The 19,402-nt window shown below is 62.5% G+C and carries 16 protein-coding genes and 1 pseudogene; 6 read left to right on the forward strand and 11 right to left on the reverse strand.

All coding sequences use genetic code 11. From position 1 onward, the window contains the following. Positions 1–196: 196 nt before the first annotated feature. Positions 197–2,026, forward strand: a complete 1,830-nt coding sequence (mutL, locus tag SPHINGO391_RS16525) for a DNA mismatch repair endonuclease MutL (protein WP_152009859.1) — start codon at positions 197–199, stop codon at positions 2,024–2,026. 90 nt (positions 2,027–2,116) lie between these two features. Next, on the forward strand, positions 2,117–2,341 hold the full coding sequence (locus tag SPHINGO391_RS16530; protein ID WP_152009860.1) for a DUF2093 domain-containing protein: 225 nt from the start codon (positions 2,117–2,119) through the stop codon (positions 2,339–2,341). 11 nt (positions 2,342–2,352) lie between these two features. On the opposite strand, the gene lpxK is transcribed toward SPHINGO391_RS16530, so the two are convergent. The 6 genes from lpxK to SPHINGO391_RS16560 all read right to left on the reverse strand — a co-directional run bounded on the left by lpxK (position 2,353) and on the right by SPHINGO391_RS16560 (position 7,969). Further along, positions 2,353–3,381: a tetraacyldisaccharide 4'-kinase gene (gene lpxK / locus SPHINGO391_RS16535; RefSeq protein WP_152009861.1), complete on the reverse strand. Its 1,029-nt coding sequence runs from the start codon at positions 3,379–3,381 to the stop codon at positions 2,353–2,355. Further along, entirely contained in the window at positions 3,375–4,718 is a 1,344-nt protein-coding gene (gene waaA, locus SPHINGO391_RS16540; RefSeq protein WP_152009862.1) for a lipid IV(A) 3-deoxy-D-manno-octulosonic acid transferase, read from the reverse strand. The genes lpxK and waaA overlap by 7 nt, the downstream gene beginning before the upstream one ends. After that, positions 4,715–5,482, reverse strand: coding sequence for a lysophospholipid acyltransferase family protein (locus SPHINGO391_RS16545; RefSeq protein WP_152009863.1), 768 nt, complete (start codon positions 5,480–5,482; stop codon positions 4,715–4,717). The genes waaA and SPHINGO391_RS16545 overlap by 4 nt, the downstream gene beginning before the upstream one ends. 19 nt (positions 5,483–5,501) lie before the next feature. Continuing rightward, a complete protein-coding gene (locus SPHINGO391_RS16550; RefSeq protein ID WP_152009864.1) occupies positions 5,502–5,750 on the reverse strand; it encodes a DUF4170 domain-containing protein in 249 nt (82 codons plus the stop codon). A 66-nt stretch (positions 5,751–5,816) separates the two neighbouring features. Next, positions 5,817–6,626, reverse strand: a complete 810-nt coding sequence (locus SPHINGO391_RS16555) for a 3'(2'),5'-bisphosphate nucleotidase CysQ (protein ID WP_152009865.1) — start codon at positions 6,624–6,626, stop codon at positions 5,817–5,819. Next, a complete protein-coding gene (locus tag SPHINGO391_RS16560) occupies positions 6,626–7,969 on the reverse strand; it encodes a TldD/PmbA family protein (protein ID WP_152009866.1) in 1,344 nt (447 codons plus the stop codon). Before SPHINGO391_RS16560 ends, SPHINGO391_RS16555 begins: the two co-directional genes overlap by 1 nt. Before the next feature lie 102 nt (positions 7,970–8,071). Between SPHINGO391_RS16560 and SPHINGO391_RS16565 the strand changes: the two genes are divergently transcribed. Genes SPHINGO391_RS16565 through SPHINGO391_RS16575 form a run of 3 tightly spaced genes read left to right on the forward strand, consistent with a single transcriptional unit; the run spans position 8,072 to position 11,777 of the window. After that, positions 8,072–9,889 (forward strand): monovalent cation:proton antiporter-2 (CPA2) family protein, encoded by a 1,818-nt coding sequence (locus SPHINGO391_RS16565; protein ID WP_152009867.1) that lies wholly within the window; start codon positions 8,072–8,074, stop codon positions 9,887–9,889. A 20-nt stretch (positions 9,890–9,909) separates the two neighbouring features. Next, positions 9,910–10,326 (forward strand): VOC family protein, encoded by a 417-nt coding sequence (locus tag SPHINGO391_RS16570; protein WP_193217325.1) that lies wholly within the window; start codon positions 9,910–9,912, stop codon positions 10,324–10,326. Next, positions 10,323–11,777: an MATE family efflux transporter gene (locus tag SPHINGO391_RS16575; protein WP_343200313.1), complete on the forward strand. Its 1,455-nt coding sequence runs from the start codon at positions 10,323–10,325 to the stop codon at positions 11,775–11,777. The genes SPHINGO391_RS16570 and SPHINGO391_RS16575 overlap by 4 nt, the downstream gene beginning before the upstream one ends. Positions 11,778–11,779: 2 nt before the next feature. Here the strand turns inward: SPHINGO391_RS16575 and SPHINGO391_RS16580 are convergent, their stop codons facing one another. The 3 genes and pseudogenes from SPHINGO391_RS16580 to SPHINGO391_RS16590 form a co-directional block, all read right to left on the reverse strand. Next, positions 11,780–12,658 (reverse strand): patatin-like phospholipase family protein, encoded by an 879-nt coding sequence (locus SPHINGO391_RS16580; RefSeq protein WP_152009869.1) that lies wholly within the window; start codon positions 12,656–12,658, stop codon positions 11,780–11,782. A gap of 61 nt (positions 12,659–12,719) precedes the next feature. After that, positions 12,720–13,271: pseudogene (gene rsmD / locus SPHINGO391_RS16585) on the reverse strand (16S rRNA (guanine(966)-N(2))-methyltransferase RsmD); the annotation flags it as partial. Next, the gene (locus tag SPHINGO391_RS16590) at positions 13,252–14,781 is read right to left on the reverse strand and encodes a pseudouridine synthase (protein WP_152009871.1); all 1,530 of its coding nucleotides are present in this window, start codon (positions 14,779–14,781) and stop codon (positions 13,252–13,254) included. The pseudogene rsmD and the gene SPHINGO391_RS16590, both read right to left, overlap by 20 nt. Positions 14,782–14,982: 201 nt before the next feature. Between SPHINGO391_RS16590 and SPHINGO391_RS16595 the strand changes: the two genes are divergently transcribed. Continuing rightward, on the forward strand, positions 14,983–15,429 hold the full coding sequence (locus tag SPHINGO391_RS16595) for a nucleoside deaminase (RefSeq protein ID WP_152009872.1): 447 nt from the start codon (positions 14,983–14,985) through the stop codon (positions 15,427–15,429). A 21-nt stretch (positions 15,430–15,450) separates the two neighbouring features. On the opposite strand, the gene SPHINGO391_RS16600 is transcribed toward SPHINGO391_RS16595, so the two are convergent. Together SPHINGO391_RS16600 and ileS are read right to left on the reverse strand one after the other, a co-directional pair. After that, the gene (locus SPHINGO391_RS16600; RefSeq protein ID WP_193217326.1) at positions 15,451–16,104 is read right to left on the reverse strand and encodes a hypothetical protein; all 654 of its coding nucleotides are present in this window, start codon (positions 16,102–16,104) and stop codon (positions 15,451–15,453) included. Positions 16,105–16,284: 180 nt separating this feature from the next. Beyond that, on the reverse strand, positions 16,285–19,293 hold the full coding sequence (gene ileS, locus SPHINGO391_RS16605) for an isoleucine--tRNA ligase (protein WP_152009873.1): 3,009 nt from the start codon (positions 19,291–19,293) through the stop codon (positions 16,285–16,287). Positions 19,294–19,402 lie beyond the last annotated feature (109 nt).

The raw sequence follows: 19,402 nt of genomic DNA on the forward strand, positions 1-19,402 counted from the left end.
GGGACAGGTGCGACATGTATCGTAAATATGCCATGCGAGGGTTAAGCCTCGATTAACCACGATTGGCGAGGCGATCGGCGGTCTCGGCAAGACCAAGCAGGTTCGGGAGCCAACATGACAGCGACCGGCCGACATTTTCCTGCTTGAATTGCCCGGCAAACATTGCGCTCAACACCGAATCCCTCAACATGGCACCATGCGCGTCCACCAACTGCCAGAAACCCTGATCAACCAGATCGCCGCCGGTGAAGTCATCGAGCGGCCTGCGAGCGTCGTGAAGGAACTGGTCGAGAATGCGATCGACGCCGGCGCGCGCAGGATCGAGATTGCGACTGCGGCCGGCGGAAAGGCCCTGATCCGGGTCATCGATGACGGCCGGGGGATGGACGCCGAAGACCTGACGCTGGCCATCCGCCGACACTGCACGTCAAAGATCGATCAGCGGCTTGATGACATCAGCACGCTTGGGTTTCGCGGCGAGGCCCTGCCCTCGATCGGCTCGGTGGCGCGGCTGACCATCAGGTCCCGCCCGCAGGACGCGCCCCACGCTAACGAGGTCACGCTGGCCGGAGGAATTCCTGCACCGCTCAAACCGGCGGCGGCCAACCAGGGAACAACGGTGGAAGTCCGGGATTTGTTCTTCGCAACCCCGGCACGGTTGAAATTCCTCAAGTCCGATCGCGCGGAAACCGCCGCGATCACCGAAACCGTTCGCCGCATCGCCATAGCCTTTCCTTCGGTCCGCTTCACCCTGTCGGGACCGGACCGGTCGACCCTCGACCTGCCATCAACCGACGAGGACAGGCTGGCGCGCATCGCCCAGGTGTTGGGAGAGGAATTCGCCGCCAACACCATCGCCGTGGACGCGGCCCGGGAGGATGTCGGCCTTGCCGGCCATATCGGGCTGCCGACCTGGAACAAGGCAAACTCGCTTTCGCAATACGCCTTCGTCAACGGCCGGCCCGTGCAGGACAAGCAGATCCTCTCTGCAATCCGAGCCGCCTACTCAGACACCTTGCCGCGCGGGCGCTACCCCGTGGCCGTGCTCTGGATAACGCTCGATCCGGCGCTGGTGGATGTCAATGTGCACCCGGCCAAGTCAGACGTCCGGTTTCGAGATCCGGGGCTTGTGCGCGGGCTGATCGTCGGCGCCATCCGGCAGGCGCTGCTTGCGGAAGGAGACCGCGCCTCACCATCGGCCAGCACCGGGCTGGCGGAGGCGTTCCGGTCGCCGCAGTTCGCGAGCGCAGTGTCCCAAGCCGGCGCCACTCACTTCCGTCCCACCGGCGCGGTCGCTCATGGCGGCTGGCAGATGGGAGCATCTCCCTCGCGACCGCTCGCCGGTTTGGCGAACGGTTTTGCCGAAACCGGCCAATCCGAAATTACCGAGACAGTTCTGCCTTCGGCGCGGATGGAGCAGGCCGAAGCCGACCCGTCCATTGTCGAGCGCCCGCTTGGCGCAGCACGGACGCAGATCCACGAAAACTACATCGTGGCGCAGACCCGCGACGGACTGGTGATCGTCGATCAGCACGCGGCCCATGAACGGCTGGTGTTCGAGCGGTTCAAGACAGCACTGAGAGCAGGCAAGGTCGCCTCGCAGATCCTGTTGCTGCCCGAGATCATCGACCTGCCGGAGGATGATTGCGACAGGCTGGCGGAGCGCGCCGAGGATCTCGCCGAACTCGGGCTGGTGCTCGAGCGGTTCGGCCCGGGCGCAATCGCGGTCAGAGAAACCCCGTCCATGCTCGGTGAAACCGACATTGGCGGCCTGATCAGGGACCTGGCCGACGAAATAGCGGAATGGGACAGCTCGTCAGCACTCAGGGACCGGCTGGAAGCGGTGGCTTCGACGATGGCCTGCCATGGATCCGTGAGGTCCGGACGCAGGCTGGTGACAGAAGAAATGAATTCCCTCTTGCGCGAGATGGAGCGGACACCAGGTTCGGGGCAGTGCAATCACGGCCGACCGACCTATATCGAGCTGAAACTCACTGATATCGAGAAACTGTTCTCGCGCCGCTGATCGTGCGTCGATGCGCGGTTCTGGCGCCAAATCTTGCTATTTGGTGCCGAGACGGCATAGAACAGCAACACCGAAACCGGAGCATTTGCCATGAATCGTTTTGAAGGCCCCGGCGAACGGCCGGCCAAAATACGCTATCTCGACGGTGATTTTCAGATCATTATGCCGGGCAACCATGTGGTCTGCGCGGTGACCGGCGATATCATCCCGGTCGAAGAACTGAAATACTGGAGCGTGGCGCGGCAGGAGGCCTATGTCGATGTTCATGCCTCGATCGCTGCAGAGCAGCGCGCCGGTCTGCTGCCCACGAAATAGCGCGGCAGCACTCAGGCCCCGTTCCGGCGCCTCTGGAAAGCACTGAGCGCCGCTTCGACGACCACGGCCGGCACATCGGGACTGTCAAAGGCAAGATCGATTTCCAGAACGGAGGTCTTTTCGAGCAACTCCTGTGCCCGTCCGTGGCCCGCCCGCAGCCGGACATGGTCCTTTGCGGTGGTGATCAGGTCGAGACCGTAGAGTTCGGCCTCGGTGAGCAGATCCTTGATCTCGTCATCGGTGAACGGGTGGTGATCAGGAAAGCCCTGGCAGCGAGCAAGACGGATATGGGCTTCCTCAAGCGTCCTGAAGAATTTCTCCGGATCGCCGATCGCGGCGAATGCGAGGCAATTTCTTCCAAGAAACTGCGCAGCATTGCGCGGCTGAAACCGGGCCAGGTGGATCGGCTTTGCGGCGCGGGCTGCAAGCCGGATCATCGGATCGGCGCCGTCGCCCTCACCGACCACGATCAGAGCGTCGGCATGACGCACCTGATCGATCACCGGTGCCCGCACCGGTCCGGCGGGAAAAACGCAGCCATTGCCAACACCGCGGCGGGCATCGACCACCAGAAGCGCCTGATCGAAAACAAGCCGGGCGCTCTGGAAACCATCATCCATGATGATCAGATCGACGCCCTCGCTGACCAGCATTTCGGCGCCTTCCACCCGGTTGGGCGAAACCACGGTCGGTCCTTTTGCGGCCAGCAGCATCGGTTCGTCACCGACAAGCCGGGCGGTGTCCCGGGCAAGATCCACGAGGGCCGCATGATGGACACTGCCCCCATATCCCCGGGAGAGAAAGCCCGGCTTGAGGCCGCGCGCGAGCGCGGCATCAGCGAGCGCCAGCGCTGTGGGGGTCTTACCGGAACCGCCGACCGTGAAATTGCCAACGCAGATGACAGGCACATCGACGGCCTTGCGCACCCTGCGATCGAGGATACGGCGGGCCACCCGGCCGTAGACCCAGCCGAAAGGTGACAGCAAGGCGGACTGGATGCCATGCGGCTGCCACCAGAAGGGTGGCGCTTCGCTTACCATTGCCCGCCTCCGCGGCTCTCCGAACTCTCGTTCTCGCGCGGCAGAAGCCGGGCCTTGACGGTCAGGGGATTGATGTAGGGCTCAAGCGCGCGAATGGTGGCCTTCAATGCGCCGCGCATATCCTGCAATGTCTTCTGGCCGCCTTCAGCCATGGCCTGCCGTGCCTGAGGATTGGACAACAGGAAATGCACGGCCTTGGCCAGCATCTCGCCATCACGCACATAACGCGCGCCGCCGTTCTTGAGCAGACGTGCGTAGCTTTCGCGGAAATTCTCGACATTGCTGCCGGACAGAACCGCGCAGCCGAGCATCGCCGGTTCGAGCGGGTTCTGTCCGCCGCCACCCTTCAGGGATTTGCCGACAAAGGCGATTTCGGTGAGGTTGAGATAGAGCCCCATCTCGCCGATCGTATCGCCAAGATAGACATCCGTCGACGGGTCAATCTGATCGCCCCGGGACCTGCGGGCGACTTTCAGGCCACGCTGATCCAGCATGGTCTCGATCGCATCCGCGCGGTCGGGATGGCGTGGAACCAGAATGGTCAGCTGCTTGTGGCGCTGATAGAGCGCGCGGTGCACGGCCGCCGCTATCTCATCCTCGCCCTCAAAGGTGGAGATGGCCGCCCAGGTGTTGCGACTGCCGATCTGCTCCTTGAGCCTGGCAAGCTCTTCAGCATCCCAGGGCGGCGCCGTGGTATCGACCTTGAGATTGCCGGAAACCGAGACGGGACGGGCGCCGAGAGCGAGAAAGCGTTCGGCATCGAGATCGGACTGGGCAACCACATGGGACAGGTTTTCAAACAGCGCGTCGGCGAGGCTCGGGCGTTTACTCCAACGCGCGAACGAGCGGTCGGAAAGCCGGCCATTGACGAGCACCTGCGGTGTCCGCCGGGCGCCGAGCTCGAGAATGGTCATCGGCCAGATTTCGGATTCGGCGATGATTGCCAGATCGGGCTTCCAGTGATCGAGAAACCGGGAGACGGCGGGCTTGAGATCAAGCGGCACGTACTGGTGGATGACCGTGTCGCCGAGACGTTCACGGGCCACGCCTGCCGAGGTCACGGTGCCGGTGGTCAGGACCACCGCAATGTTGCGGCGGCGCACTTCATTGATCAAAGGCACAACAGCGGTCGTTTCACCGACGCTCGCGGCGTGAAACCAGACCAGCGGCCCGTCCGGACGGGGAATCCGCGACCGGCCGTAACGCTCGTTGCGCCGGGATCGCTCTTCCTTGCCCTTGGCGGCGCGAATGGCGAGATACGGTCCCAGCAGCGGGTAGATTCCCGCACCGAACCATCGATATCCGACGAGCGCCGCTCGTGCCCAACCACGGCTCATGTGCTCTCCCCGACGGCCCGCATCGCCTCGTCCGTGACCCTGTTGAGTTCCGCGGTCACCCTTTTGCGGGCAACTGCCAATTGCTGCTCATCGGCCCCTGGCTCGACATAGATCGGCGGTGCGAGCCTGACGCTGCGAGTTCCGAACGGAAGATTGATGGTTGTCTTGTCCCAGGTCTTCTCAAGCACCTTGCGGCGACTGGTCGCCAGCGCGACAGGAACGATGGGACGGCCTGAAATCTTCGCCAAGGTGACAACCCCCTCGCCGGCCTGACGCGGCTGGCCCTTGGAGATATCGGCGATCATGACAACGTTGACCCCATCCCGAAGCGCTTTTCGCATCGACAGCAGCGCCTTGACGCCGCCCTTGCCTGTATCGGTGCGCGAAGATTCACGTCCGCCCGATCCGCGGATCACATCGATGCCGGCGCGGGCGAGCACGCGGGCATTGATTTCAGCATCAGCGCTGCGCGAGACCAGCGAAGTAAACCTTCTGTCAGAAGGGCTTGCATAGGGAACCAGCAAATGCTGGCCGTGCCAGAGCGCAAAGATCGCCGGCCATTCACCCTGCAACAGGGTTTCCCAATCGGTCGATGTGCCATTGTCCCGGTTCGACCGCCAGATCGCGGACAGGGTCCAGCCGATCAGCGCGGACCCTGCGCTCTGCACCAGTTCCGATCGCAACAGCTTCTTGCCCAGACGCCGCCTGTTGAACGTCTCGCCAAGCCTCGGCTTCGGCGCGGTGTCGGCGTCCGGTTTGATCATCTCGTCTTTCGCCTGCGCCTCAGGAGGCGGTTTTGCTTTCGCTGTTGGGATCGAGCATGCGGTGCATGTGCACGATGAAATAACGCATGTGGGCGTTGTCCACCGTCATCTGCGCCTTGGATTTCCAAACCTCATGGGCCGATGCGTAATTGGGATAGATGCCGACAATATCCAGCGCATCGAGGTCGCGGAAATTCATTGACTCCAAGCTCTCAAGCTCGCCGCCGAATACAAGGTGCAAAAGCTGTTTGTTGTTGCCTTCCGCCATGGGATCACTCCAAGATTAAACGGACTTACCTATCAGAGCGCGGTTTGCGGCAATTCGATTAAAAGGTCAATGCCCGTCGGCAGTCTGCAGCAGCGCCAGCAACTGCGGCACATGCCCGCTGGAGGCGGCGAGCAGAAGCCCGCGCGATGGATCCGGCCGATTGTAGTGCATGCGGCCACCTGCCTGATCGACCAGAACGTGCCCGGTTTCGGCAAGCAGCGTATCGGCCGCGGCCAGGTCCCACTCGCTGGCGTGGGGACGGACGAAAACCGCGTCGAGCTCGCCTCGCGCCACGGCGGCAACCCGCAAGGCAAGAGAAGGTCCGCCGGCCACCTTGTCGAGACCGTTTTCGGCCTTGGGCAGCATCTTTTTGGCAACCATGTCGGGGATCGCCACACGCAATCGCGCTTCACCAGACAGCGACATGCCTGCAGGAAGACGGACATCGTTCAGGAAAGCGCCGCCCCCAGCCTGGGCCTGCCAGATTTCGCCCCGCGCCGGCGCTGCCAGAACGCCTGCCACCGGCCTTCCGTCTTCCACCAGGCCAACACTCACGCACCAATCGGGTCGGCCGGCGACATAGGCGCGCGTGCCGTCAATCGGGTCAACGATGAACACCCGTTTGTAGGCAAGACGGTGTTCGCTGTCCTCTGCCTCCTCCGAAAGCCAGCCGTAATCGGGACGGGCGGCAAGCAGAAGCTTCTTCAAGAGTTCATCGATCGCGATATCGGCCTCGCTCACCGGAGAACGGCCGCCATTCTTGTACCAGACTTCCGGGTCCTGACGGAAATGCGACATGGCAATGTCCGCCGCCAAGCGCGACGCCTCAAGCATCAGCGCCAGATCATCGGAAAAAAGTGTCGCCTCAGACCCCATTACTCGCCTGCAAGGGTCATACCTTCGACAGCTATCGTGGGAGCCGCAATCGAGAACTTGGCGTCGATGTCATTGGCAAGCGTCATGCGCTTGAACATGTCCTTGAGGTTGGAAGCGATGGTCACTTCGGACACGGCAAAGCTCAGCTTGCCGTTTTCGATCCAGAACCCTGAAGCGCCGCGGCTGTATTCGCCGGTCACCGGATTGACCCCCTGCCCGATAAGCTCGGTGACATAGAAGCCGGTGCCGACCGAGGCGATCAGATCCTCAGGCGATTGCTGACCCGGAGCGACGATCACATTGGTGGAAGACGGCGAAACGCCGCCGCCGCGACCGGCGCGGCCGTTAGACGTGAGACCCAGTTCCCGTGCCACCCCGGTGGTAAGGTACCATTGTTGCAGGATACCATCTTCAACCATGGTCAGTGGACCGACAGAGACGCCCTCGCCGTCAAACGGCCGTGAACCAGAGCCACGCCGGACAAAGGGGTCGTCAATCAGCGTGAGACCGTCGATCGCCACCTTCTTGCCCATCATGTCCTTGAGAAAACTGGTCTTGCGGGCGACCGACGCGCCGTTGATGGCGGAAACCATGTGCCCGATCAGTCCACGGGCGGCCCGCGGGTCAAACACCACAGTGACGTTGGAACCGGTCTTGACCTTGCGCGGGTTCACACGCGCGGCGGCACGCTCCCCGGCGCGGAGGCCGATTGCCTCGGCTTCATCGAGATCGGCGAAGAACACGCGGCTGTCAAAGTCGTAATCGCGCTCCATCTTGACACCCTCGCCGGCAATGACGCTGACCGAGCGGGAGAAACCGGACCTTTCGTAGGTACCGGAGAAGCCGTGCGAGGTCGCCAGCACCATGCCGAACAGACCTGTTCCCGCGCCTGCACCGACCGAGCTTGAAACACCCGGTACCGACAGCGCAGCCGTTTCAGCGGCAGTCGCAGCCTCGATCAGGCTTTCCGCGGACGGTTCAGTGGAGTCGTACAGTTCAAGGTCGGGCCAGGATTTGGCCAGCATCTCTACGTCGGCGAGGCAGGCATGCGGATCTTCGGGAGAAACCCGTGCCATTGCCACCGCGCGCTCGGCAAGTGCGGTTTCATCGGCTCCCTGGCCTGCGTGGACCGTCGCGACCTTCTGGCCGACAAAAACCCTGAGGCTGAAATCATCTGATTCGGCGGACTGGGTGTTTTCCACCTCGCCATTGCGCACGGAAGCCGAGCGTGAACGGCTGCGAACCACCAGCGCATCTGCCTGGTCGGCACCAGCTGCCCGGGCTCGCCCGATGAGACGCTCAGCCGTCGCCAGCAAGCCTTTAGATTGTTGTGTATCACTCATGTTTTTTGGCCTTTCGCTTGGCTCTCATGTATTGTCGCCACGGTCAAGCATCAAGCCCGTCATGGCTCAAGCCGGCGGTTTAACGTCAAAGGAGCGCAATGAATGGCTGCAGTCGATGGCACCCTTTACACCGAAGGCCTTGTGCTGTTGTGCGGAGCGGTCGTGGCGGCGCCGCTGTTCAAGAAAATCGGGCTCGGAACGGTTCTTGGCTATCTTGCCGCCGGCATTGTCATCGGCCCCCTGCTCCGGATCATCACCGACGGCGAGGAAATCCTGCATTTCGCCGAACTGGGCGTGGTGCTGCTTTTGTTCATTATCGGGCTTGAGCTCAAGCCGTCGCGGCTTTGGCAATTGCGGCGCGACATCTTCGGGCTCGGGCTGGTGCAGGTCATGGTATCAGCACTGGCAATCATAGGTGTCGCATGGTCGCTTGCCGGTCAGCCCTGGACAGCGGCGATCGTTATCGGTTTCGGACTGGCGCTCTCGTCGACGGCGTTCGGCGTCCAGATCCTCAACGAACGCGGCGATCTGAACACGCGCTACGGGCAGCAATCCTTCTCGATCCTGCTGTTCCAGGACATCGCAATCGTGCCGATCCTGGCTCTCGTTCCGCTTGTCGCGCCCGCTACTGGCGACGGCGGCGGCTCGATTGTCACCGATATCGCCATTACGGTCGGAGCCATCCTGGCATTGCTGGTTGCCGGCCGGTACCTTCTCAATCCGCTGTTTCAAGTCATTGCCGGAACCGGTGCCAAGGAAGCAATGATCGCGGCAGCCCTTTTCGTGGTTCTGGCGTCAGGCACCTTGATGCAGTTTGCCGGCCTGTCGATGGCGCTGGGTGCCTTTATCGCAGGCGTGATGCTGGCCGAATCCTCCTACAGGCACGAACTCGAAGCCGACATCGAGCCATTCCGCGGCATCCTGCTGGGTCTATTCTTCATGGCGGTCGGCCTGTCGCTCGATCTTAGTGTGATCGCCGACAACATCGTCGTCATTCTCATTGCCGTGCCGGTGCTGATGATCATCAAGGCACTGGTCATCTACGGCGCCTGCCGGGCTTTTGGGTCAACACACAACAACAGTGTGCAGATCGCGGGACTTCTGCCGCAGGGCGGCGAATTCGGCTTCGTGATTTTCAGTGCGGCGGCGGCTGCAGGCGTATTCGCCCAGGCGACCGCGTCTCTGCTGGTGGCGATCGTCACCATTTCCATGGCCCTGACGCCGCTGGCCGCGTTTGTGGCCAACCGGCTGATGCGGGAGGCGGCCGACGAGCAGATGGACGAGGATTTCGCCGGCGCCGGTTCCGATGTGCTGATGGTCGGCTTTTCGCGCTTTGGCCAGATCGCCTCGCAGATCCTGCTCGCAGGCGGCTCGGATGTAACCATCATCGACCAGTCCGCCGACAGGATCAGATCCGCCTCGAAATTCGGCTTCAAGATCTATTTCGGAGATGGGACCCGCAAGGAAGTGCTGGTGGCGGCTGGCATCGAGCGGGCCAAGATCGTTGCGGTCTGCACGCACAAGCAGGAGATCACCGACAGGATCGTCGACCTGATCCAGGCCGATTTTCCGACCGCACGCATCTTCGCCAGGGCGTATGACCGGACCCACACCTTGTCGCTGCGCGCCCGCGGCGTGGATTACGAGGCGCGGGAAACGTTTGAATCCGGGATGCTGTTCGGCCGCAAAACACTCGAGGCGCTGGGCACGTCGGAAGATCAGGCGGCGGCCATCAGCGAGGATGTGCGCCACCGCGACGAGGAGCGGCTGGCAATCCAGGCGGTTGAGGGGCTTCTCGCCGGACGCGAGAAGCTGCACACCAGGCCTGTCACGCCGGAACCGTTGGTCAAACCCAAGCGCGAATCCGAACGTCTGGACAAACCGCTGAAAGACGATATCACCCTGTCTGATCCCGCGTGACAGGTTGAAGGAAAAACATCATGACGCCATTTCACCTCGCCTTCCCGATCAGAGATATTGACGAGACACGCCGCTTCTACGGCGAACTGCTCGGCTGCCCGATGGGGCGTTACACCGACAGCTGGATCGATTTCGACCTGTTCGGCCATCAAATGTCCGGGCATGTCAGGCCGGATGCCGGTACCGGCGCCGCTTCGGGCGCGGTTGACGGGCACTCGGTGCCGATCCCCCATTTCGGTGCCGTGCTGCAAATGGAGCAGTGGAAGGAACTCGCGGCCAGGCTTGAGGCAGCAGACGGAATTGACTGGATCATGAAGCCGACGCTTCGCTTTGAAGGTCAGCCGGGCGAACAGGCGACGCTGTTTCTGCGCGATCCTTCCGGCAATGCGCTCGAATTCAAGGGCTTTACCGATCTCGGCCAGGTCTTCGCCTCGTGAGCGAACAGAGACCGGCGGCCGCGCCGCCGTCTGCCCGGCAAAGCGAGCCGGCGAAATTCGTCACCGGTTCGACCATGCGGCACGTTGTGGTGATGACGGCAACCGGCTCGATCGGGCTTGTTGCGGTGTTCATCGTCGACGCCCTCAACCTGTTCTACATCTCGCTTTTGGGGCAACAGGAACTCGCAGCGGCGATCGGTTATGCCGGCACGCTTTTGTTCTTTTCGACCTCAATCGCCATTGGCCTGTCGATTGCCGCAACGGCGCTGACCGCACGCGCACTGGGGCGGGGAAACCGCAGCGAGGCGCGCGAGATCGCCGGCGCTTCACTCTTCTACATGATCATCATCATGACCAGTACGGTGGCGCTCGCCTATCCGTTCCTGGGAGACATGGTGCTGATGATGGGCGCCCGGGGGCAGACTGCAGACCTTGCAACGGAGTTCATGCAGATCGTGCTGCCGTCGCTGCCGGTTCTGGGAACAGGCATGTGCCTGTCAGCCCTGCTGCGTGCCGTGGGCGATGCCAAGCGGGCAATGTATGTGACGCTGGGCGCCGGGGCGCTGACTGCGGTGCTGGATCCGATTTTCATCTTCGGCTTCGACCTCGGCATCCACGGCGCGGCGATCGCCACGGTGATCTCGCGCTTTGCACTGGTTGGTATCGGTCTCTACTCGCTGTTGCGGATCCACAACCTTGTCGCCATGCCCTCGAGAACCATCATCGGACGCGAATTCCGGCCGTTTCTGGCGATCGGACTGCCGGCGCTGATGACGCAGATCGCAACGCCTGTCGGGAACACTTTCGTCACCGCCACCATGGCCGAACATGGAGATGCCGCCGTTGCCGGCTGGGCGGTGGTCGGACGGCTGATTCCGGTCGCGTTCGGGGCGCTCTTCGCCCTGTCCGGCGCGGTGGGGCCGATCCTCGGCCAGAACTACGGTGCCAGGCGGTATGACCGGCTGATATCGACGATGCGTGACAGCCTGGTGTTCATCACGCTCTACACACTGGTCACATGGGCAGTGCTGGCGCTGTTTCGAAACCAGATCGCCGATCTCTTCGGCGCGACCGGAGAGGCGCGCGACGTCATCGTCTTCTTCTGCCTGTTCGTGGCCGGCAGCTTCGTGTTCAACGGCATGCTGTTTGTCGCCAACGCGGCTTTCAACAATCTGGGCTATGCGCTCTACTCGACGGTGTTCAACTGGAGCCGCTCAACGCTTGGTGTCATACCCTTCGTCTGGCTCGGCTCTCACTGGTACGGCGCTCAGGGGGCCCTTGCTGGCTATGGCCTGGGAGCCGTGGTGTTCGGTCTGGCATCGATCGTCGTCTGTTTCCGGGTGATTGTGAAAATCGAGGACCGCGATGGCGGCGGGCCGGACGAGCTCGTTGTACGGACGCCACCCGCAGGGCAGTCGGCCTTTACCAGCGGCAAGGCGTCAACGCTGTAGCGCTACTTGAAAAAGGCAAAGGCGGCGTCAAGGTCGCGCTTGAGCTGCTCTGCGACACTCTCGGAGCCGACAAGGATCTCCTTGGCCTTGAGGAAATCGAGCACCCGGTACTGGTGCACCTCTGGACGGAGCAGGATCTGCGGGGGATGGGCGCGCCGCTTCATTTCTATGATCGATTGCATCATCAGCTGGCTGGCGCCAAACATCATGTCGATGGTCGTCGGCGGCTGGCCGGGAACGCCCGACGGCAGGCCGACGACATCGACGCCGATGACGATGTCGGCCAGTCCGGCCAATTGGTCAAACGGCACAGGATTGAAGATGCCGCCATCGATCATGATGGTGCCGTCGAGCATCACCGGACGGAACACTGCGGGTATGGCTGCCGATGCGGCAATCGCCTGGCGCAGATCCCCCTCCGAACAGGCCACTTCGGCATGGCCATAGTAATCGGTGACCATGATTTTTGTCGGAATGATCAGGTCTTCGAAACGCCGCGCGACCTTTTCGGGCAAAAATCCTTCGAGGATCCGTTCGACATTGAACTGGCCGAGCCTGAGCCCGCCCTCCATGGCGTCCTTGACGCCCCGGGGCCTCGCTGCCTTCCACATCCGGCTGAGCGCGCTGGCCGGCTTGCCGATGGTGTCGAGCGTATGGGCGCGGATCTCCTCGCCGGTCATGCCCGAGGCCATCGCAGCCCCCATGATGGCTCCAATCGAGGAGCCGGCAATCGCAACCGGCCTGATACCCATGGAATCGAGAGTCTCGATGACATGGATATGGGCTATTCCGCGCGCTCCTCCGCCGCCAAAGGCAACGGCGACCGTAGGTTCGGAAAATCGCGACGCGGTCTCAGGTTCGGCATGCATTGTGTCAGTCATTCCTGAACCCCGTTTCAGTGGTTCCCTCTGCCATCACTGCGTTATCAGGCAACCCTGAAGCATCATAGCGGAAGAAGCGCATGATTGTGTCGCCAAATTCACGGGTGTCGAGAAGTTGGAAGCCACGCCCCGGATCAGGCTCGGCTGAAGCTTCCTCTTCAAGGACAACGAGAGCGCCATCCGCGAGCCAGCCGCCGCGAGCAGCGGACACCAGCGCCCTGTCTCCCAGTCCCTTGCCATAGGGCGGGTCTGCGAAGACCAGATCAAACGGACCCATCGTGCCGGCGGCACCAAGCTTGCAGGCATCGCGGCGGAAAATGCGCGCACGGCCCTGCAGCCCAAAGGTCTCGATATTCTTCTGGATCAAGCCGCGCCCCTCGACGCCGCTTTCGACAAACAGCGCGGTCCGGCATCCTCGCGACAGGGCTTCGATGCCGACGGCTCCGGTACCGGCGAAAAGATCGAGCACCCGCGTTTCCGCCAGCGCCTCGGGATAGGCGTGGCTCAGAATGTTAAAAAGGCTTTCCCTGCTCCGGTCGGTGGTCGGCCGGATGGCGTTTGACTTCGGAGCGGCCAGTCCGCGGCCGCGAAACTCACCGCCGACGATCCGCACCGGGGCCCCGTCCCTTTCCGGAAGCAGGCTTGCCGCTCCGCTTGTCCGATGAAGGCCGTCCGCCCGTTGGTCTGCCGCTGTCCTTTGGAGGTCCGTCAAACGATTTGCCACGGCCCGGTTTTCCGGCAGGTTTCATGCCGGGCTTGCCGCCCGGTTTGCCGCCGGGCTTTCTGGCCTCGGCTCCCGGCCTTGCCTCATCGGCCTCACGTGGAGGGCGAGGCTTTGCCCGCCCCTTGGGAAAACTGCCGCGGCGCGTATCGGCGCGGTCATCCGCCTTGGCAGGCTTTCGCGCGGGCCGTTCGGCTGCGGGCACGGCATCGTCCTTGCGGTTTTCGTTGACCGGGCGTGCGCCGGGCGCCATCCAGACATTGCTGGCGCGGCTGCGCTGGACAAAGCTACGCTTGGCGGGCTTGCCACCAGGTTCCTCGTTTCGGCCGCCGGGCCTGTCGGCTTTAGCGGCGGCACCGAAAGGTTTGCGGTCGGTGCGGTCGCGGTCACGGTCGGGAGCACGATCACGATCCTTGCCAAAGCCCTTGCCATCGCGTCCCGGACGGCCCGGTTTGGTATCGAGACGGGCGCGGGCGCGCTCGGTTTTCTCCGAACTTGAAATCCATTCGCGCTGAGCCGGCTTGGCGGCCGGCTTGGGTTTGGCTTCTGGCTTCGGCTTGGCGAGATGCTCGCTCAGCGGCGCATCGAAATTGGCACCCGATTCCTCGATCATGCGTTCGCCGAGTTGTTCGCGTAGCGTCTTGCTCTTGATCTCGACAACCTCGCCTTCGCGAATATCACCCAACTGGAAGGGACCGAAGGAGATCCGGATCAGGCGGTTGACGTCGAGACCGAGGGCGCCGAGCACATTCTTGATCTCGCGGTTCTTGCCCTCGCGAAGACCCATGGTGATCCACACATTGTGGCCCTGCTTGCGGTCCAGCGTCGCTTCGATGGCGCCATAGAGCACGCCCTCGACGGCGATGCCGTCCTTCAGTTCATTGAGCCTTGCCTGATCGATGTCACCATAGGCGCGGACACGATAGCGACGGAGCCAGCCGGTCTGCGGCAGTTCCAGCGTCCTTGCCAGGCCGCCATCATTGGTCAGAAGCAACAGTCCCTCGGTATTGATATCAAGCCGACCGACAGTCAGAACACGCGGCAGGTGCCTGGGCAACCTGTCAAACACTGTCTCGCGGCCTTCGGGATCCTTGTTGGTGGTCACCAGGCCCGCGGGCTTGTGATAGACCCACAGCCGGGTCCGCTCGATGCCGGCGATTTCCTCACCGTCAACCTCGATGCGATCCGAGAGGGAGACAACAACTGCCGGGCTTTCCAGGGTCTTGCCATTGACCTTGATGCGGCCCTCGGCAACCATCCGCTCGACATCCCGGCGGGACGCGACGCCCACGCGCGCCAGGATCTTGGCGATACGGCCGCTTTCGGTGGCGCTGTCCGCCGTGTCCGGCGACTTGTTGGCGGGCTGTTGTTTGCCGTGTTTGGGCTTGTCTTGTTCTGTCATTTGTAGTTTGCCTGCCTCTACAGCGCGTTCCCACGTTCCTTCAGGATCGCACGGGCACTGTAACATGTTTGGTTTGGCGATACGTCGTTCGACAGATCGGTTCTGTTGTCATGGGGTATGGCCGCTTAAATCGCTGTCTATCAGGTTGGACGGGCCGGGTTAAGAGGTTTCATGCATGGTCTTTCGACCGCGGGACATTTGATGATCAGCAATGGATACATGGACCTGGCGCTTGAGGAAGCCCGCGCTGCCGCCACTCGCGGCGAAGTGCCGGTGGGCGCTGTAATCGTTCGCGACGGCCTGGTGCTGGCGCGCGCAGGCAACCGAACCCGGGAATTCAACGACGTGACCGCGCATGCAGAGATTTTGGCTATCCGGCAGGCCGCCGAAAAGCTCGGCAGCGAGCGGTTGACCGATGCGGATCTCTACGTCACGCTCGAACCCTGCACCATGTGCGCCGCCGCGATCTCGTTTGCCAGGCTGAGACGTCTCTATTTCGGCGCGGAAGACGAAAAAGGCGGCGCAGTGACGAGCGGCGTGCGATTCTTCAACCAGCCGACATGCCATCACGCACCGGAGATCTACCCGGACATTGCATCAGCCGACGCGATGGATCTGCTCAAGGGGTTCTTCAGGGAAAAGCGCTGACACAGGGAAAGAAGTCTTCCCTTACCAGGGCCACCACTTGCGCCTGCCGGTGCCTTCCTTCGCGGCCTCTTCCTTCCAGCGCTTCTCTTTTTCCCGCTCCGATTCGCCAAGTTCACCCACTGGGGCGGTCGCGGCGGGCTGGCGGTATGCCAGCGGTGGATCAGACAGGAACCGGCGCCGATCGGAATAGGCGCCTGACTGAACCTTGCGCGCTTGCTGAAAGGCCTGGCGCTGAGCCGCACCGGTCACAGGTGGTGCGGCTTCTGCGGCACGCGGTGAGCCAAGAGAAGTGGTGCGCTTTGTGATCTCGGGCTTTGCGAGCGGAGAGCTGAAAGCGGAGTTGCCTGAATTTGCGTCAGCCTCGGCCAGAAGCCGCGCGCGGGTTTCTTCCGGTGACTCCACCCATGCCGGGTTGTTCTCGGTCACGTTCTCCTGCGGTGCCGGAAGGCCGGCGGTCTCCGTCGGTTTCACGATGGCTGGACGCGGCTTGTACTCGATATCGGCGCCCTTGCGGGTGGAGCCGATCGTCACGATGTTGCCGAGATCGTCAATCAACTGCGCGGTGGATGTCTTGTCGGTGCCATAGGTCGGACCCATGCAGCCAGACAACGCAAGGCTTGCGGCAATGAGTGCGCCTATTGTCACGCCAGCGCGGTACTCGGTCTTCATTGTCATGCACAGGATCCCGTCTCGGACAGTCGCTTTGATTTCATACTGCTTGTTGCCGCACAATCCGGCCTTTTTCAGGCAGGGTTTTACCGGATTGGGACAGGCAGGGCAATTGACCCCGGCAAAATTGCCGCAGGATCACGGTTCAAATCCCGCCGGCCCCCATGTCAGGGGCCCGGCAGACCGTCACAGCCGGCCAAGCGCCTTGAGTTCGTGCAAGGCGGCGGCATCACGGGCCGACACGTCCGGGAACTCGGGGTCGGAGCCGACATCGTCGGTGATCCGCCAGGACCGCGCACATTTGTCGCCCTTCGCAAGGGCTGGAAGCACGGACACAGCCTTCACCTCATCGATGCGGAAGGCAGTGTCAGGGCCTTCACCGGTTTCAATGCGAACGCCCGAGGTGATGCAGATCTCGGCGAAGTCGCTGTCGCCGACGGCCTCGACCAGCGCCGGATCGGTGATGTGGACCACGGGTGCTGCTTCCAGCGACGAACCGATGCGCTTTTCACGGCGCTCGATTTCCAGGGCGCCGGTGACGACGCGGCGCACGGTGCGGATCTTCTTCCACTTGGCGGCCAGCGCCTCATCGCGCCAGGCCCCGGGAACCTCGGGAAACTGTTCGAGATGCACGGATTCGGCATCCGGCTTGTGAGATAGCCAGGCTTCTTCCATGGTGAAGGGCAGCATCGGCGCGAGCCAAGTCACCAGGCAATCGAAGATCTTCCGGATGACCTGCAACGAAGCCCGGCGACGCAGGCTCGAGGGCGCATCGCAGTAGAGCGCATCCTTGCGGATATCGAAATAGAAGGCCGACAGCTCGATATTGGCAAAATCGGTCAAGGCGCGGGAGATGCGCTTGAAATCGAAATTGTCGTAGCCGGTGCGTACCAGCTGATCGAGCTCGCTCAGCCGGTGCAGCATCAGCCGCTCGAGTTCGGGCATATCGGACGGATCGATGGCGTCACCGCCGTCATGCGCCAGGGTGCCGAGCATCCAGCGGATGGTGTTGCGAAGCTTGCGGTAGGCATCGATGTTGGTCTTGATCACCGTCTTGCCGAGACGCTGGTCTTCCCAGTAATCCGTGTTCATCACCCACAGGCGCAGGATATCGGCACCGGATTCCTTCATGACATCCTGCGGGAAGACCTGATTGTTCAAAGACTTCGACATCTTGCGGCCATCCTCGGCCATGGTGAAGCCATGGGTGATGACGGCGTCGTAGGGCGCGCGGCCGCGGGTGGCGCAGCTTTCGAGCAGCGAGGAATGGAACCAGCCGCGATGCTGGTCGGAGCCTTCGAGATAGACGTCGGCCGGCCATTTGAGATCCGGACGGTCCTCCAGCGTGAAGACGTGGGTGCAGCCCGAATCGAACCAGACATCGAGAATGTCGGTGACCTGGATCCATTTCGGATCGCTGGCGAGGTTACCGAGGAAGCGCGCGCGCGCGCCTTCCGCGAACCAGGCGTCGGCGCCCTCTGTCTCGAAGGCTTCGAGAATGCGGGCGTTGACGGCTTCATCCAAAAGCACATTGCCGTCGGTGTCGGCGAAGACGCAGATCGGCACGCCCCAGGCGCGCTGGCGCGAGAGCACCCAGTCCGGACGGTCCTCGATCATGCCGCGCAGGCGGTTCTGGCCCGAGGCAGGGACAAAACGGGTGTCGTCGATGCCCTTGAGCGCGCGGGTGCGCAGCGTGGTGCCGTCGCCGAAATCCTTGTCCATGTGGACAAACCACTGCGGCGTGTTGCGGAAGATGATCGGCTTCTTCGAACGCCACGAATGCGGGTATTCATGCTTGAGCCGGCCGCGCGCAAACAGGTTCCCGGCCTCGATCAGCGCGGTGATGACGGCCTGGTTGGCGTCGCCCTTCTTGCCCTTGTCGTCGATGACGCGTGCAGGCCCACCTTCGCGATCCGGTCCGAGGCCGGGCGCGTCCTTGGTGTAGTAGCCGGCGTCATCGACGGTGAAGGGGATGGCGGAGGAGATGCCGCGCGCCTCGAGATCGCGGGCAGCATCCATCCAGGCTTCAAAGTCCTCGCGACCATGGCCCGGCGCGGTGTGCACGAAACCGGTACCGGCGTCGTCGGTGACATGATCGCCGGCGATCAGCGGGACGGCGAAATCGTAACCGCCGCCAAGGCCGCGCAACGGGTGGCCGCAGACCAAACCTTCAAGGTCGATGGCCTTGACGTCCGAGAGGCGCTTGAACTGAATCTTGGCCTTGGCGAAGCACTCCTCGGCAAGCGCATCGGCGAAGATCAGCTTCTCGCCGGGCTGAGGGCCGAAATCATTCTCAGCCTCCGTGACCTCATAGAGCCCGTAGGCAATGCGGTCCGAAAATGAAATTGCGCGGTTGCCGGGGATGGTCCAGGGCGTGGTGGTCCAGATTACCACGAATGAACCTTGCAGGTCGCCAAGGATGCCGCCCTCCGCGTTCTGTTCGATGACCGCCTTGCGGTATGCCTCACCCGCTTCCATTGTCCCATCAGGGTCGCTGTACCGCACCACCGGAAACTTCACCCAGATCGTGTCGCTCTCGTAGGGCTGGTATTCGACCTCGGCTTCGGCGAGCGCGGTGCGTTCGACCACCGACCACATGATCGGCTTGGAGCCGCGGTAGAGCTGGCCGGATTTGGCGATCTTCAACAGTTCGCCGGCGATCCGCGCCTCGGCATGGAAATCCATGGTCTTGTAGGGCTTGTCGAAATCGCCCTCGATGCCGAGACGCTTGAATTCCTCGGACTGCACCGACACCCAGTGCTCGGCATAGGCGCGGCATTCCTTGCGGAATTCGAGCATTGCCGCGGATTCCTTGAGGTTGGGCTTTTCCTTGCCCTTGGAGCGGTAGTTCTCCTCCTCGATCTTCCATTCAATCGGCAGGCCATGACAATCCCAGCCCGGCACGTAGTTGCTGTCAAAGCCGCGCATCTGGAACGAGCGGGTGATCACGTCTTTCAGGATCTTGTTGAGCGCGTGGCCGATGTGGATGTTGCCGTTGGCATAGGGCGGGCCGTCATGCAGCACGTATTTCGGGCGGCCGGCGGAGCTGGCGCGCAGCCGGTCATAAAGCCGCATCTCTTGCCAGCGGGCAACCAGTTCGGGCTCCTTCTGCGGCAGGCCGCCGCGCATCGGAAAATCGGTTTCCGGCAGGTAAAGCGTCTTGGAATAGTCGAGCGTGTCGTTGGTGTCGGTCATGGTGTCGCAATCTTCTGGGCCGATGGCCCGTGGTAGACAGTGTATCGGAGAATTCGAAAGCGGGCGCTGTGTGCGCGCCAGATTGCCCGGTCCCCTGCGAGCTCAGCTC

Source organism: Hoeflea sp. EC-HK425, from assembly GCF_902498795.1.
Lineage (GTDB): Bacteria > Pseudomonadota > Alphaproteobacteria > Rhizobiales > Rhizobiaceae > Hoeflea > Hoeflea alexandrii.

Bases quoted from the DNA above. Each gene is read 5' to 3' on its own strand.
- SPHINGO391_RS16555 (WP_152009865.1), bottom strand. From the start codon at position 6,626: ATGGGGTCTGAGGCGACACTTTTTTCCGATGATCTGGCGCTGATGCTT.
- ileS (WP_152009873.1), bottom strand. From the start codon at position 19,293: ATGACCGACACCAACGACACGCTCGACTATTCCAAGACGCTTTACCTG.
- SPHINGO391_RS16530 (WP_152009860.1), top strand. From the start codon at position 2,117: ATGAATCGTTTTGAAGGCCCCGGCGAACGGCCGGCCAAAATACGCTAT.
- SPHINGO391_RS16600 (WP_193217326.1), bottom strand. From the start codon at position 16,104: ATGACAATGAAGACCGAGTACCGCGCTGGCGTGACAATAGGCGCACTC.
- SPHINGO391_RS16565 (WP_152009867.1), top strand. From the start codon at position 8,072: ATGGCTGCAGTCGATGGCACCCTTTACACCGAAGGCCTTGTGCTGTTG.
- SPHINGO391_RS16580 (WP_152009869.1), bottom strand. From the start codon at position 12,658: ATGACTGACACAATGCATGCCGAACCTGAGACCGCGTCGCGATTTTCC.
- mutL (WP_152009859.1), top strand. From the start codon at position 197: ATGCGCGTCCACCAACTGCCAGAAACCCTGATCAACCAGATCGCCGCC.
- SPHINGO391_RS16550 (WP_152009864.1), bottom strand. From the start codon at position 5,750: ATGGCGGAAGGCAACAACAAACAGCTTTTGCACCTTGTATTCGGCGGC.
- waaA (WP_152009862.1), bottom strand. From the start codon at position 4,718: ATGAGCCGTGGTTGGGCACGAGCGGCGCTCGTCGGATATCGATGGTTC.
- SPHINGO391_RS16595 (WP_152009872.1), top strand. From the start codon at position 14,983: ATGATCAGCAATGGATACATGGACCTGGCGCTTGAGGAAGCCCGCGCT.
- SPHINGO391_RS16570 (WP_193217325.1), top strand. From the start codon at position 9,910: ATGACGCCATTTCACCTCGCCTTCCCGATCAGAGATATTGACGAGACA.
- SPHINGO391_RS16545 (WP_152009863.1), bottom strand. From the start codon at position 5,482: ATGATCAAACCGGACGCCGACACCGCGCCGAAGCCGAGGCTTGGCGAG.
- SPHINGO391_RS16560 (WP_152009866.1), bottom strand. From the start codon at position 7,969: ATGAGTGATACACAACAATCTAAAGGCTTGCTGGCGACGGCTGAGCGT.
- lpxK (WP_152009861.1), bottom strand. From the start codon at position 3,381: ATGGTAAGCGAAGCGCCACCCTTCTGGTGGCAGCCGCATGGCATCCAG.
- SPHINGO391_RS16590 (WP_152009871.1), bottom strand. From the start codon at position 14,781: ATGACAGAACAAGACAAGCCCAAACACGGCAAACAACAGCCCGCCAAC.